This window comes from Streptomyces sp. HUAS MG56 (assembly GCF_058673395.1).
This window is the reverse complement of record NZ_CM178722.1, coordinates 7,149,073-7,163,806: the sequence shown is the minus strand read 5'-3', so window position 1 is coordinate 7,163,806 and position 14,734 is coordinate 7,149,073. Positions and strand designations below refer to the sequence as shown.

The following is a 14,734-nucleotide window of genomic DNA, read 5'->3' as shown; positions in this document are numbered from 1 at the left end:
GTGGACGGAGTTGCCGCCGGGCGGGGGTGGGGTCGCTCGCCCGCGCTCGCGGGGTGCCGCCCTGGGGGCACCTCCCAGGCCCTTTAGGCACTGGGGGAGGCACGACTCCGCAGGCCGGGCAGGTGAGCGCCTGAAGGCTCGGGTCACCCCTTGACCGCTCCCGTCAGCATCCCCTTCTTGAAGTGCTTCTGGACGAACGGCGACAGGACCGTCACCGGCAGCAGGGCCATGACCATCACGGCCATCTGTACGGCCAGCCCGGACAGTTCGCCCGTCTTGATGGCCTGCCCCAGCCCCACCGGGGCCTGCTGCTTCTGCACCAGCTGGATCATGACGTTCTGGAGCGGCATCTTGTCCTGGTCGTTGAGGTACAGGGACGCGTTGAACCAGGCGCTCCAGTAGCCCACCGCGTAGAAGAGGGTGATGACGGCGAGGACCGCGCGCGACAGGGGCATGACGATCTGCCACAGGATCCGGAAGTCCCCGGCCCCGTCGATGCGCGCGCTGTCGATCAGCTCCTGGGAGATGCCCATGAAGAACCCGCGCAGGACAAGGATGTTGAAGACGCTCACCGCGCTCGGGAGGATGAGGGCCAGGTAGCTGTTCATCAGACCCAGGGACTGGACCAGCAGGTACGTCGGGATCAGGCCCGCGCTGAAGAACATCGTGGCCAGCAGGAACATGAGGAGCCAGCGGTGCCCGAGGGTGCCGATGCGCGAGAGGCCGTAGGCGCACAGGACCGACACGGCCATCGAGAACAGCGTGCCGACCAGCGTGACCAGGACGCTGATGACCGCGGCCCGGGTGACCTGGCCGCCGCTCAGCAGTTCCTTGTACGCGACGAACGTGACGCCCTTCGGGATGATCACCAGTCCGCCCGCCCGGTCGATCGTCCTGCGGGACGACAGGCTGGTGACGATCACGATCCAGAGCGGGAAGAGGATGCCGAGGCAGGCCAGGGTCAGGACCAGGCCCTTGCCGGCGAGACCGGCCCTGCCCGGTTCCTCCTCCCACACCGGGCGGGGCGGCGCTGCCCAGCGGGACGGCGGCCGCTCCGGGACGGGCGGGCTGTCGATGACGGCGGTCACTTCTTGTACACCCCCTGCTCGCCCATGAGATGGGCCACCTTGTTCGCGGCGAGGACCAGGCCGAGGCTGACCACGCCCTTGATCAGACCGGCGGCGGCCGCGTAGCCGAAGTCCTGGTTGCGGACGCCGTTCCACCAGACGAAGGTGTCGAGGACCTCCGCCGCGCCGGGTCCGACGGCGTCGCGTTGCAGCAGGATCTGCTCGAAGCCGACGGTCAGGGCGTCGCCGACCCGCAGCACCAGCAGCAGTGCGATCACCGGTCGCAGTGCGGGCAGCGTGACGTGCCACATACGGCGCCGGCGGCCGGCGCCGTCCATCGCCGCGGCCTCGTACAGATCGGGGCTGACCGAGGCCAGCGCGGCGAGGAAGATGATGATTCCCCAGCCCGCGTCCTTCCAGATCCCCTCGGCCGTGACGAGGAACTTGAAGGTGGACGGGTTGGTCATGATGTCCAGCCCGTTGTAGCCGTGCCGGCGCAGCAGCTGCGACAACACGCCCGCGCCGCCGAAGAGCTGCTGGAAGACGGCGATGACCAGCACCCACGAGAAGAAGTGCGGGAGGTAGAGCACGGCCTGGGCGAAGGCTCTCACGCGCGGTCTGACCACACTGTTGATGAGCAGCGCGAGCAGGATCGGCACCGGGAAGAACAGCACGAGCTGGAGGACGAACAGGACCAGGGTGTTCTTGACGGCGCTCCAGAAGGCCGAGTCCGCGAAGATCTGCCGGAAGTTGTCGAGACTCACCCAGGCGCTGTGCAGCATCGAGACGATGCCGTTGTCGCTGACGTAGGGGTTGTAGTCCTGGAAGGCGACGATGTTGCCGAGGACCGGCAGGTAGTTGAAGACCAGGATCAGCAGGACCGCGGGCAGTGTCATCAGCAGCAGGACGCAGTCGCGTCCGAATCTGCGGCGCAGGCTCGGCTTCCCGCTCACCGTCCTCTTCCCGCTCGCTTTCCTCTTCCCGTCCACCGCCTCCTCCCCGTCCACCGCCTCCTCGCGGGTCCTGCCCGCGCTGTCGTCCGCCCCGGCCCTGCTCCGAGGCTCCGTGCTGTGGGACACGGCCGTCTCCTCGCCTCGTGCCTCGTCTCAGCCGGCCGCCGTGCCGTTCTCGTCGAGCAGCTTCTTGTACCAGTCGCGCAGCTTGTCCCCGCCCTTGCTCTTCCAGTCGGAGACGGCCTGCTGCATGTCGCTGATCTTCTTGCGGCCGCGGGTGATGTCGTCCTCCAGCTGCTCGAAGTCGTTGCCGAGGTCGGTGTAGCGGGACGGCTCGGTGATCATCTGGCCGTAGAAGCTGGACTTCCTGGTGAAGGCGCCCATCCGCTGCTGCCACTCGACCTGGGCCTTGGCGACGTCGGGGAAGTCGGGGTGGGCGATGGTGGCGGCGGGGCTCGCGACCATGACGTAGGCGTTGAGCACCTCGTTGTTGCCCTGGGTGGTCTTGACGGGAACGCCGTTCCTGACCGTGTAATCGGCGCCCTGGACACCGTAGTTGGTGGCCATGTACTCCTTGGTGCCGTACGGCGCGGCGGTGACGTCGGCGACGGCCAGCGCGTCGCGGATCACGGACTCCGAGGCCTTCTTGTTGACGAAGGCGAAGATGCCGGCGGGTTGTTCGGCCCACAGGTGCGGATCGCCGCCGTCGTGGCCGAAGATGTCCATGCCCCAGATCCTGTACGACGGGTTCTGGGCGGCCTGTTCGGCGGTGCGGCTCCACCACTGGCTGATGTTGTTGGGGTAGATCAGGAACTCGCCGGCCGCGAACTTGGGGCCCGGGTCGGGGGCGTTCTTGCCCATCAGGGAGTCGGGGTGGACGTATCCGGCGGCGAAGAGCTTGCGGGTCCACTCCAGCGCTTCGAGGTACTCCTCGGTCTCGATGCGGTTGATCATCTTTCCGTCGACGAGGTTCCAGCCGAGCGGCTTCTCGCTGCCGGAGAGCACGCCGAACATCTGGAACGCGGTCCACTTCATGTCCGTGCACGCCCAGCGCTTGGCCCTGGCGTTGGTGATCTCCTTGCACAGGGCCGTGAACTCGTCCGCCGAGCGGGGTACTTGATAGCCCTGCTTGTCGAAGATGTCCTTGCGGTAGAGGGGCACGATGCCGGTGACGTACGGGGCGGGCTGCGGCAGGCCGCGCAGTTTGCCGCCGATGATGCAGCGCCGCCAGGCGTCGGTCGGGATCGCGGCGAGGTTCGGGTAGTCCTTGACCTTGTCGCCGGAGAGGTAGGGGCCGAGGTCGGCGAACTTGTTGATGATGGCGGTGGGTATCTTGCCGCCCATGTTCCAGCTCGGGACGACCACGACGTCGGGGACGTCGCTGGAGGCGAGGACGGCGCCGAGCTTCTGGTCGTAGGTGTTGCCGTCCTGGTTCTGCCAGACGACGTCGACGCCGGTCATGTCGTTCATCGCCCGGTAGTAGGCGTTGTCGCCCTTGGGCGGGGAGCCCCAGAACGGCGACATGATCGTGACCTTGCCGCCCTTGCCGAGCTTCTTGGGCACCGAGGTCTTCAGGGCCGCCAGGTCGGTCTTGCCGGTGAAGCCGATCGCCGAGCCGTTCTTCGCGGGGATGTCCGGGGTCACCACAGTGTTCGCGACGTAGGTGGGCAGCAGTTTCCGGTCGCCCTTGCCGCCGGAGGTGCCGCCGCCGGACCCGCTGTCCGACGCCCCGCAGGCGCTGAGCAGCGGCATGCCTCCGGCGACCGCCGCGGCGGCGACCGCGGTGGAGGCGAGGAAGCTCCGCCGGCTGGGAGATTCTCTCCGGCCGTGCGCGGAGGAGGCGGAGGCGGCGTTCGGCGTCATTGCATCAATCCTTCGAGGTCAGTCGAAGCGCTTCGATGTTGCTGCGAGGTTAAGTGAACACATGGGGGCGCACAAGGGTCGCTCCCAAGATTTCCGCGATGCGCCGGGCCCTTGCCCGAGCGCCAACACCCCTTGCAGACTTGGCCGTATACGAGTGTTGATCAGACACGGCACCTTGACACCCCGGCCTCTCCCGTCCGAGCATCGAAGCGCTTCGAAAGCATCTCGCCGCTCCATTCGCAAGGGGAACCGCCCGTGACCGTTGACCCGCCGTCCGCACCGCCGTTCCGCGATCCGCATCTGCCCTTCGCGAAGCGCATCGACGATCTGCTGGCGCGGCTCACCCTGGCCGAGAAGATCTCCTTCCTGCACCAGTTCGCGCCGGCCGTCGAGCGCCTCGGCATCGCCGCGTTCCGCACCGGCCAGGAGGCACTGCACGGGGTTGCCTGGATGGGCCCGGCGACGGTGTTCCCGCAGGCCGTCGGGCTCGGCGCGACCTGGAACCCGGAGCTGGTGCGGCGGGTCGGCGAGGCGGTGTCCCGGGAGGTCCGCGCGATGCGGGCGCGGGACGAGCGGGTCGGCCTCAACGTCTGGGCGCCGACGGTCAATCTGCTGCGCCACCCGCTGTGGGGCCGCAACGAGGAGGGCTACTCCGAGGACCCGAAGCTGACCTCGGCGATCGCCACGGCGTACACGCAGGGCCTGCGCGGCGGCCATCCGCTGTACTGGCGCACCGCACCGGTCCTGAAGCACTGGCTGGCCCACAACAACGAGACGGACCGGGCCACCTGTTCCGCCTCCGTCCGCCCGCGTGTGCTGCACGAGTACGATCTGCGCGCCTTCCGCGAGACGGTCGAGGCGGGCGCGGTGGCCGGGGTGATGCCCGCGTACAACCTGGTCAACGGCCGCCCCAACCACGTCTCCCCGTATCTGCGCGACCCCCTGCGCACCTGGACCGAGGAGGAGCTGCTGGTCTGCTCGGACGCGGGCGCACCCTCCAACCTGGTCGACGCCGAGCACTACTTCGACACCCACGAGGAGGCCGTCGCGGCCGCCCTGCTGGCCGGCGTGGACAGCTTCACCGACCACGGCACGGACGGCTCGCAGATCACCGGACGCCTCGAAAGGGCTTATGAGAAGGGCCTGTTGACCGAGGCGGACATCGACACCGCCGTGCGCCGCCAGCTCTCCGTGCGCTTCCGGCTCGGCGAGTTCGACCCGGCGTACGACCCGCACGCGGGCACCGGCGAGTTCGACACCCCGGCGCACCGGGAGCTCGCGCGGGAGGCCGCCGAGCAGGCGGTCGTGCTGCTGAAGAACGACGAGGACCTGCTGCCGCTCGCGCCCGACACCCGGATCGCGGTGGTCGGCCTGCTCGCCGACGAGTGCAAGCTGGACTGGTACAGCGGCAGCCTCCTGCACCGCTCCACCCCGCTGGAGGGCCTGTACGAGCGGTTCGGCGCCGCGCGCGTGGAGTTCGCCGAGGGCGTGGACCGGGTCCGGCTGCGCACCGCCGCCGGGGCGTTCCTGCACGTGGCGCCCACGGACGCGCCGGCCGAGGCGCGGGGCGCCGAGGGCGCCCTCGACCCGGCGCTGCTGGCCGGCCGCACCGATCTGCCGCCGCTCACCACGGACCCGGCCGGCACCGAGTTCGCGCTGGTGGACTGGGGTGAGGGCGTGCTGACCCTGCGCGCGCCGGACGGCCGGTATCTGTCGGTGGCCGACGACGGCTACGTCCGCGCCTCCGCCGACCAGCCGGGCGGTTGGGTGGTCCAGGAGACGTTCCGCCTCGAACCGCACCACAACGGTCACCTCCTCAGGCATCTGGGCACGGGTCGCCATGTCCAGGTCGCCGCCGACGGCGTGAAGGTTGCCGACGCCGAGGGCTCCGGCGACGTCTTCGAGGTGATCACGGTCGAGCGGGGCGAGGAGGCCGTGGTCCGGGCGGCCGAGCAGGCGGAGGTGGTGCTCGTGGTCGCGGGCAACGACCCGCACGTCAACGGCCGCGAGACCGAGGACCGTACGACCCTCGAACTGCCCGCACACCAGCGGCGGTTGCTGCACGCGGCCCGCGCCGCGAACCCGCGCACGATACTCGTCCTGACCTCGGCCTACCCGTACGCGGTCGACGTGGCGCGGCTCCCGGCCGTCGTGTGGACCGCGCACGGCGGCCAGGCGGCGGGCACCGCCCTGGCCCGCGTCCTGGCCGGCGACGTCTCCCCGGCGGGCCGGCTCCCGCAGACCTGGTACGCCGCCGACGCCGACCTGCCCGACCTGCTGGACTACGACGTGATCGGCGGACGCCAGACCTACCTCTACTTCGACGGCCTCCCGCTGTTCCCCTTCGGCCACGGCCTGTCGTACGCGTCCTTCGGCTACGGCGATCTCGCGGCGACTGTCGCGGGCGGCGCGCTCCGCGTCCGCTGCACGGTGACGAACACCGGGGACCGGGCGGCGGACGAGGTGGTCCAGCTCTACGGGCGGGCCGCGGACCCGTCGGTGCCCCGCCCGCGCCGACAGCTGCTGGCCCACCGCCGGCTCGGTCTCGCGCCCGGCGAGCGGGCCGAGGTGACCTTCGAAGTGCCGCTGTCCGCGCTGGAGTTCTGGGACGTGGCGCTCGGCGGCCCGCGCCTGGAGACCGGGCCGTACGACCTGCTGGTCGGCGCGTCCAGCGAGGACATCCGGCTGCGCACGACCGTGCACGTGGACGGCGCCCCGCCGGCCCCGCGTCCGGTGGTCCGGCGAGGCCTCGCGGGCGCGGACTTCGACGAGCAGTCGGGCATCGCGATCGTGGACCGGACCCGGACGGCGGGCGACGCGGTGACCGCGGCGCACGGCGGGACGGCCGAACTGGTCTACCGTGCCTGCGACTTCGGCCCGGGCGCGACCGAGGTGACCGCACAGCTCGCGGGCGAGGGCGTCCTGGAACTCTCCCTGGACGGCGGCCCGGTGCTCGCGGCCCTGCGGCTCGACACCCCCACCGACGGCCCGTACGCCTACACCACGCTCGGCGCCGGGCTCGTCGCCGAGGGCGTGCACGACGTCCGTCTCAGGCTGCGCGGCCCGCTGCGGCTCGCGCACGTCGGCTTCTCCGGCTGAGGGTCCGGAGGAGACCGACGACAGTGAAGGGGCCCGGCACCGAAAGGCAGCGGTGCCGGGCCCCTTCACCTGCTCAGGACGAACGTCAGCCGCGGCTCGCGCGCGCGAGGGCCGGCACGAAGGTCAGGGCGTTCAGCGTGCCCACACCCGTGGCCATGTCGTAGCCGTCGACGGCCTTGTAGCCCTTGACGCCCTGGTAGCTGTTGTCGGTGCCGTCGTTGACGTCGACGACGCCGGAGCCCTTGCGACCCATGAGGGTGTAGAGGGCCTGGTTGATGTCGCCCACGCGGTGGCCGCCCGCCTGGTCGGCGAGGGCGACGATGCCCGAGAACAGGGGGCTCGCCTCGCTGGTGCCGCCCGCGACGTCCCAGCCGGTGGCGGTCGGGTCGTAGCTGGAGTAGGTCCAGGCACCGCCGTTGACCGCGGCGGCCATCGAGATGTCCGGGGTGCCGCGGCGGGTGCCGACGACGTTCCGCACGCCGTTCTGGAAGGCCGGGCGGGTGAACACGTGCGACTGGCCGCCGCCGCCCGCGCCGTTGTCGTTGTAGACGCTGTCCGGCTTGACGCGCGTGCCCTTGTCGTTCAGGTGGAGCTGGGTACCGCCGATGGAGGTCACCAACGGGTCCGAGGAGGGCCAGGAGTTGACGCGGTACTTGTAGTAGCCCTTGCCGTCCGCGGTGGCGTCGGTCGCGCCGCCGTCGCCGGAGGAGGCGAGGACGGTCACGTGCTTGCGGGCGGCGTCCTCGAAGGCGTACCGCAGCTTCTTGATGCTGGAGAAGTCGCCCTTGTCGAAGCCCGGGAAGGTGTTCTCGGTGGCGCCGAAGCTCTGGCTGATGACGTCGCCGACCCCGTGGTCGATCATGTACTTCTCGGCGTCCATCATCTCCGGCAGACCGGTGGTGCCCTCGGTCTCGGCGACGGCCGTCTCCACCAGCACGATCCTGGCGTCCGGCGCGACGGCGTGCGCCATCTCCACGTCGAGCGTGGTCTCGCCGGCCCAGCCGGTCATGTCGGAGTTCTTCGGGTCGAACGGGGGCACCTTGCCCCACTTGACCACGTTGACCTTGGCGCTCTTCATCCCGAACTGCTTGCTGTACACGTCGAGATCGTGCTGGATCGTCGGCGAGCCGAACGAGTCCACGATGACGATCGTGCGCCCCTTGCCCGTGATGCCCTTCTTGTACAGCGCGTTGAGGTTGTACGCGGTTCTGTACTGGAGCGGGTTGTAGCAGTTGATGTGCCACTTGGCCTGGCACTGCGCGATGGGGAGGGGGCTCGCGACGTCGCGAGCGAGGGTGTGCCCCGCGATGGCCGGCTGCGCGAAGGTGTGCGGTACGCCGGCGGGCGCGGCGGCGGTGGCGCCGGCCGAGGAGACGGTCGCCAGGCCTGCGGCGACCAGTGCGGCGGTGGCGGCGGTGGCGGCGAGGCCGCGCCCGGTACGGGCTATGTGCATGTGTTCCCCTGAGTGGTCCGAAGTCGGACGTAGATCGGTCGCCTAAGTCGACACGGAACCCCACGGGCGAGTCATGCACAGAACAAGATAATTGACCCGCTTATGCCAAATCCTTTACCGGAGCACATCATTCAGCGGGAACACGAACGGCCGTTCCCCGCGCACGCGAACGGCCGCGACCCCCGCACAGTGGGCCGCGGCCGTCCAGTCCGACCTGTCCGTGGCAGGTCAGAGCGCGAGACCGGTGAGGACCAGCACGCGCTCGTATGTGTAGTCCTCCATCGCGAACCTGACGCCCTCGCGGCCCACGCCGGACTGCTTGGCGCCGCCGTACGGCATCTGGTCGGCGCGGTAGGACGGGACGTCGCCGATCACCACGCCGCCGACCTCAAGGGCGCGGTGGGCGCGGAAGGCGGCCTGGAGGTCACGGGTGAACACGCCCGCCTGGAGGCCGTACTTGGAGTCGTTGACCGCAGCGAACGCCTCGGCCTCGCCGTCCACCTTCTGCACGCTGAGGACCGGTCCGAAGACCTCCTCGCGGGCGAGGGTGGTGCCGGCCGGGAGGTCGGTGAGCACGGTCGGCGCGTAGGCGGCGCCGTCGCGCTTGCCGCCGGTGAGCAGCTGGGCACCGGCCTCGACCGCCTCCGCCACCCAGGACTCGACACGCTTGGCCGCGTCCTCGCTGACCAGCGGGCCGACGTCGGTCGCGGCGTCGCTCGGGTCACCGGTGTTCTGCGCCTCGACGGCGGCGACGATACGCGGCAGCAGCCGGTCGTAGACCGACGCGTCGGCGATCACGCGCTGCACGGAGATGCAGGACTGGCCGCCCTGGTAGTTGGAGAAGGTCGCGATGCGGGTCGCGGCCCAGTCCAGGTCGGCGTCGGAGGCGTAGTCGCCGAGGACGACCGCGGCGCCGTTGCCGCCCAGCTCCAGCGTGCAGTGCTTGCGCGGCACCGAGTCCATGATCGCGTAGCCGACCTTCTCGGAGCCGGTGAAGGAGATGACCGGCAGGCGCTCGTCCTGGACGAGGGCGGGCATCTTGTCGTTGGCGACCGGCAGGATCGACCACGAACCGGCCGGCAGGCCCTCGGTCTCGGCGAGCAGGTCACCGATGAGCAGGCCGGAGAGCGGGGTGGCGGGCGCCGGCTTCAGGATGATCGGCGCACCGGCCGCGATCGCCGGGGCGATCTTGTGGGCGCACAGGTTCAGCGGGAAGTTGAACGGCGCGATGCCGAGCACGACGCCCTTCGGGAAGCGGCGGGTCAGCGCGAGGCGGCCCTGGCCGCCGGCGTCGGTGTCGAGCCGCTGGGCCTCGCCGCCGTTGAACCGCCGGGCCTCCTCGGCCGCGAACCGGAACACGGAGACGGCACGGCCGACTTCCCCTCGGGCCCACTTGATGGGCTTGCCGTTCTCGGCGGAGATCAGCTGGGCGATCTCCTCGGTGCGCTCGGCCAGCCGCTTGCTGACGTGGTCGAGGGCGGCGGCGCGCACGTGGGCCGGGGTGGCGGCGAACTCGTCCCGCACGGCGTACGCGGCGGCCACGGCCTCCTCGACCTGGGCGTCGCTCGGCACGGCGACCTTGCCGACGAGCCGGCCGTCCCACGGGGAGGTGACGTCGAGGGTGTCCTCGCCGGTGACCTGGCGGCCGGCGAGCCAGAAGGCGTGGGTGGAAGTCATAGTGCGAGTCCCGGCCCTTCCGCGTTGGAGGTGTGCTGCTTTCGTGCTCCACGGTAGGGCTGGGGCGGCCGGCGGTCGCTTGTCCGACTCGTAGCAGTCGGGGCGGTGGGTACGCCGTATTGGCGAGGTGAGGTGGCGGGTCGCGCGCCACCGTTCACTCCGCCGAGGTCGCCTTCAGGGCGAGCCACAGCTCCATGCGTACGTCCGGATCGTCCAGGGACCGCCCGAGGATCTCCTCGACCCGGCGCATCCGGTACCGCAGCGTGTGCCGGTGCACACCGAGGTCCGCGGCGGCGGCGTCCCACTGTCCGTGCCGCGACAGCCAGGCCCGCAGCGAGGCGACGAGATCGCCGCGGCCGGTCGCGTCGTGCTCGTGCAGCGCCCGCAGCAGCCCGTCGGCGAACGCCTTCACCGCGTCGTCGGCCAGCAGCGGCAGCACCGACCCGGCGGCCAGCCGCTCGTGCTCGACCAGCACCCGGCCGCGCCGCCGGGCCACCGACAGCGCCTGCTCGGCCTGCTTGTAGGCCGCCGCCGCGGCGATCGGCCCGGCCGGCGCCGACAGACCCACGACCAGCTCCGCCTCGTCGCCCCCGGTACGCTCCGGCGCCGCCCGCGCGGCCTCCAGCGCCGCCGCGTACCGGGTGCAGGCGGCCACGGCCGCGCCCGCGTCGGCGGCCAGCACCACCAGCCGCTCCCCCTCGGGCACGACCAGCACGGCCTCGCCGGAGCGGGCGGCGGCGGACTCCACGCTCTCCGCGAGCCCGCCCAGAGGATCCCCACCGCTGTCGGCGACGACGGCGGTGCGGCCGGGGGCATCCGCCTGCGCCCGTGCCGCCGCACCGGACGCGGACTCGGCGACGATCATCCGGAACGGCGCGTCGAGGAGTCCGCCGTACAGGTCTCCGGCGACGGCCCGGGCGTGGTCGGGCTCCCCGGCGAGCAGCATGCGCAGCACGGCCGCGCCGACGCGCTGTTCGGCCGCGTGCAGGGAGCGGGAGCGTTCGGTGGTGAGGGTGAGCAGCGCGATGGCGGAGTGCACGGCGTAGCGCTCGGCGGTGCCGAGGGCGGCGGCGGTACCGACGGCGAGCGCGGCGCGCGGCCGTCGCCCCGTGCCGAGGGAGTGCAGCTCGACCCGGTCCTCGTGCTCGGGTCCGCCCACCACGGACGACGCGGGCGCGGGCCGCTCCCGCAGCCGTTCCACCTCGGCGGTCAGCCGCGCGGCCCGCCGTCCCGCCCACTCGGGCGCGGCGGCGACGACGGCGCCCGAGGCGTCGTACAGGGCCGCCCACCCGTCGACCTGCGCGGCGAGCGCCCCGAGCAGCCCTTCGGGGCCGGCGTTGAGCGTCTGCTTGGTCAGCTCGCGCTGTGCGGCGAACCCCGCCGTGACGGCACGGTACTGGTCGGCGGCGATGGCGGCGGAGACGGCCTTGCTGATGGCGAGGAAGGGTGTGCGCCGCGGCACCTCCAGCAGCGGCAGCCCCTCCTCGCGCGCGGCGTCGACGAGCGCCTCGGGAATCTCCTCGTAGTTCACCCCGACGGCGAACCCGAGCCCCACGACACCGGCCCCCACCAGCCGCTTCACATAGCGCCGCATGATCTGCGGATCCTCCGCGTCCAGCTTGAGGGCGGTGATCAGCAGCAGCTCGCCGCCCTCCATGTACGGCACGGGGTCGGCCAGCTCGCTCACGTGCGCCCAGCGGACGGGCACGTCGAGGTGGTCCTCGCCCGCGCGCACGGTCAGCTTGAGCGCGGAGTGGTGGACGAGCGAGGCGAGCGTGGGGGGCATGGGTCCTTCACGGTGAGGGGGCATCCGCCGGTCTCGGCGATCTCGGCGGTCTCGGCGATCTTTTGGCCGCCGCGTATGAACGGCCCACCCCGATTCTGCCTCACCGTACGAGCCCGCGCCGCCCCCTCACCCCCGCAGATCCACGAGCAGCGGCGGCGCGTGCTCCCCCCGCACACTGGTCAACGACAACACGGCATGCCCCGCGGGCACCCCGTGCGCCAACTCCGAGGCCGACCACCGCTCCCGCTCGACCTGGCGGACGGTGACGGCCTCGGTCGTCACCGCCTTGCCGGTGATCAGCTTGCGCAGGGCGTGGATCGCGCGGGTCATCGGCTGGTTCGCGAAGACGGTGTGCTGGGCCACGTCCCGGGTCTCCACCCACTCGGTGCCCCAGGCGTCCGCGAACCTGCCGCCGTCCCACGTGGCCACCCCGGAGAACGCCATCCGGCAGCCGACGGCCGCGTAGAGCGGGCCGTGCAGCGCCTCGGGGACGTCGCCGACGGTGCGCAGGGCGAGCACGACGCCCGCGTTTTGCGAGCGCAGCCGCGAGATGCGGCGCAGGGACTCGGTCGTCACCGCGCCGGTGGCATCGTCCAGGACGAGGCAGGCGAAGTGGGTGCGCTCACCCGCCATCGCGACGGCGCCGAACTGGGCAAGCACCAGCCGGGTGACGATCCGAGCCGCCTCTTCGTGTCCGCGCTCGGGCAGGTCGATACGGACCCGCAGCGGATGGTGGGCGACGGCGCGCAGCGAGAACGGCCGGGTACCGGCGCCGTCCGTGCCGAAGAACTCGGCGAACGCCGGGCGGTCCAGCACGGCGAGCCGGTCGGCCAGGACCGGGCCTGGGTCACCGGCACTGCCCGACTGCCGGGCGCGTGCCTCAAGTTCGCGGCGCATCACGGCGTGCTCGTCGCCGGCGAGCGCCGCGCGCAGCGCCGCCAGGGCCGACGGCTCCCCTTCCAGCAGTTCGCGCAGCAGCGGCAGGGCCGGAAAGCGGCCGTGGGCCGCCCGGTAGGGGCCGAGGAGCTGGGCGAGCGCGGTGACCGCCCGCTGCCCGCTCACCGTGTCCAGATCACCGACGAGCCCCTCGGCCAGGAAGGCGGCCGCCTCGTCGGGATCCTCGGACTCGGCGTACGGGTCGAGGTCGTGGACGGACGCGGGATCGCCGAGGCGTACGACGACGTCGTGGGCGGAGTCGGGGCCGAGCGGGGTGCCCGCCGCGCAGACGGCGACGACGGCGCACTGTCCGGTGAGCGCCTGCAGGCCGAGCGACTCGACGACGGGCTGGATCAGATGACGGGTCTTGCCCGCACCGGAGGGTCCGACGGCCAGCAGCGAGGTGCCGAGGGTGTCCGGCGCGAGCGCGACGCCCGCGCCTCCGTACCCGCGAGGCGTGCGCTCTCCCTCGGCCCACCGCCCGATCCGCACCTGTCCGACCAGCAGATCGTGCCGGCCGGTACGGCCGGGCAGGTCACGGTGGCCCGACGGGTGGGTCCAGGCGGCGCCGCCCTCGCGCAGGACCGTGTCGGAGAAGGACGAGACCCGGGCCCGGGCCCGGGCCACGGTCCACATGTGACCGACCCGCGCGCAGTCCACGTCGTTCATCCGGCCGGCGTCCACCTCGGCGGCGAGCAGGTCCGCTGCCTGGTGCTGACCGGCCTCGCGCAGCTCGGGCCACTGCGACGGCCGCCGGTCGACGGCCGTCTGTACGGTCTGGCCCGCCTTCGCCCGCCCGCGCGCGGCGAGCTTCTCCTGCGCGAGGGACCGCCAGCCGCCGATCCGGGCGAACGGCCACAGCACCAGCACGGTGATGAGCGTGTACAGCCCGTCCGTGAGCCACTGCGACGCGAACACGCTGTAGTCGCCGGTGATCAGGACGATGAGCGAGAACAGCGGATCCTGCACGGGAAGGGGGTCCCAGCCGAGGCCGAACCAGGTCGGGAAGACGAAGGCCAGCGCGATCAGCGCGCCCAGGGCGGCGAGCAGGGCGCGGGCCGGCTGCTCACGGCGGCCGACGACATGCCGGACGATGTCGCCCCAGCTGCCCAGGCGTGCCATGGCGTAGACGAGGATCGCGAAGACCACACCGTTGGCGACCGTGAGGGCTTCGGCGCCCTTGAAGGTCTTGGGCGACGTGGTGCCGCCCCACCACCAGTCGCCCGGGGTGAGCAGCTTGAGGACGGTCCATTGATAAGGGAGGCTGCCGTGCCGCCACAGCGACCACAGCAGCAGCCCGGCCGCCAGGGGCACCACGAAGCCGACGATGGTGACGGGGGCCAGCCGCTGGGCCGGCCGGGCGGCCTTGGGCGGGCGGTAGCCGAAACGCCAGATGCCGGGCTCGACGGCCGGTCGCGGCTGGTCGAGCCACTCGGCGACGGGTGCCCGCAGTGGCGCGCCATGGGGGGCGTGCGAGGGCTGGGCGGTCGGGAGCGGCGGCACGTCGGGCGCCCGGGACGGCCGGGGCGGCGCCTCCCCTCCCTCCAACGGCGTAGCCGGGCGTGGTACCGGGTGCGCATGCGTGCCGCGTGCGTCGCGTGTGCCGTCGCTGTCCATCGCCCTTGCCCCCTGACCAGCCGTTCCGTCCACCGTCAGCGAGCCAATCTAACGCCCCCGCAGGGGGAGTTCACCGATTACGGGGCCGACAGGGCCGGGCGGCCGGGTGGAATGCGGGCGAACGGCTATGTCCAACGCGGACAAGGAATCGCGCCGACAACGCCCACATGGAGCATGCCCACCCCCCGTTCCCGGCCCTAGCCTGCGAAGAAAGACATGTAAGCGGCCGAAAACGCACGGCCCCGGACCGTTCGGGACACCGGACACCACGCCCGTACGCAAG

The 14,734-nt window shown here is 71.9% G+C and carries 8 protein-coding genes; 1 reads left to right on the top strand and 7 read right to left on the bottom strand.

The window, feature by feature from the left end; genetic code table 11:
* Positions 1-143 precede the first annotated feature (143 nt).
* The 3 genes from AC4OXY_RS33805 to AC4OXY_RS33795 form a co-directional block, all read right to left on the bottom strand.
* A complete protein-coding gene (locus AC4OXY_RS33805; protein ID WP_356024434.1) occupies positions 144-1,088 on the bottom strand; it encodes a carbohydrate ABC transporter permease in 945 nt (314 codons plus the stop codon).
* Positions 1,085-2,056 carry an ABC transporter permease gene (locus AC4OXY_RS33800; RefSeq protein WP_491994674.1) on the bottom strand — a complete coding sequence of 324 codons (972 nt, stop codon included), beginning with the start codon at positions 2,054-2,056 and terminating at the stop codon, positions 1,085-1,087. Before AC4OXY_RS33800 ends, AC4OXY_RS33805 begins: the two co-directional genes overlap by 4 nt.
* 117 nt (positions 2,057-2,173) lie before the next feature.
* Positions 2,174-3,883, bottom strand: coding sequence for an extracellular solute-binding protein (locus AC4OXY_RS33795; RefSeq protein ID WP_491991559.1), 1,710 nt, complete (start codon positions 3,881-3,883; stop codon positions 2,174-2,176).
* A 255-nt stretch (positions 3,884-4,138) separates the two neighbouring features.
* Between AC4OXY_RS33795 and AC4OXY_RS33790 the strand changes: the two genes are divergently transcribed.
* Positions 4,139-6,982 carry a glycoside hydrolase family 3 C-terminal domain-containing protein gene (locus tag AC4OXY_RS33790; protein ID WP_491991558.1) on the top strand — a complete coding sequence of 948 codons (2,844 nt, stop codon included), beginning with the start codon at positions 4,139-4,141 and terminating at the stop codon, positions 6,980-6,982.
* A gap of 85 nt (positions 6,983-7,067) precedes the next feature.
* On the opposite strand, the gene AC4OXY_RS33785 is transcribed toward AC4OXY_RS33790, so the two are convergent.
* The 4 genes from AC4OXY_RS33785 to AC4OXY_RS33770 all read right to left on the bottom strand — a co-directional run bounded on the left by AC4OXY_RS33785 (position 7,068) and on the right by AC4OXY_RS33770 (position 14,451).
* Positions 7,068-8,435, bottom strand: coding sequence for a S53 family peptidase (locus tag AC4OXY_RS33785; RefSeq protein ID WP_362821940.1), 1,368 nt, complete (start codon positions 8,433-8,435; stop codon positions 7,068-7,070).
* Positions 8,436-8,663: 228 nt separating this feature from the next.
* A complete protein-coding gene (locus tag AC4OXY_RS33780; protein WP_356024446.1) occupies positions 8,664-10,112 on the bottom strand; it encodes an aldehyde dehydrogenase family protein in 1,449 nt (482 codons plus the stop codon).
* A 154-nt stretch (positions 10,113-10,266) separates the two neighbouring features.
* The gene (locus AC4OXY_RS33775; protein WP_356024448.1) at positions 10,267-11,898 is read right to left on the bottom strand and encodes a PucR family transcriptional regulator ligand-binding domain-containing protein; all 1,632 of its coding nucleotides are present in this window, start codon (positions 11,896-11,898) and stop codon (positions 10,267-10,269) included.
* 126 nt (positions 11,899-12,024) lie between these two features.
* A complete protein-coding gene (locus AC4OXY_RS33770) occupies positions 12,025-14,451 on the bottom strand; it encodes a type IV secretory system conjugative DNA transfer family protein (protein ID WP_491991557.1) in 2,427 nt (808 codons plus the stop codon).
* Between the last annotated feature and the right edge of the window lie 283 nt (positions 14,452-14,734).

Bases quoted from the DNA above. Each gene is read 5' to 3' on its own strand.
- AC4OXY_RS33795 (WP_491991559.1), bottom strand. From the start codon at position 3,883: ATGACGCCGAACGCCGCCTCCGCCTCCTCCGCGCACGGCCGGAGAGAA.
- AC4OXY_RS33785 (WP_362821940.1), bottom strand. From the start codon at position 8,435: ATGCACATAGCCCGTACCGGGCGCGGCCTCGCCGCCACCGCCGCCACC.
- AC4OXY_RS33780 (WP_356024446.1), bottom strand. From the start codon at position 10,112: ATGACTTCCACCCACGCCTTCTGGCTCGCCGGCCGCCAGGTCACCGGC.
- AC4OXY_RS33775 (WP_356024448.1), bottom strand. From the start codon at position 11,898: ATGCCCCCCACGCTCGCCTCGCTCGTCCACCACTCCGCGCTCAAGCTG.
- AC4OXY_RS33770 (WP_491991557.1), bottom strand. From the start codon at position 14,451: ATGGACAGCGACGGCACACGCGACGCACGCGGCACGCATGCGCACCCG.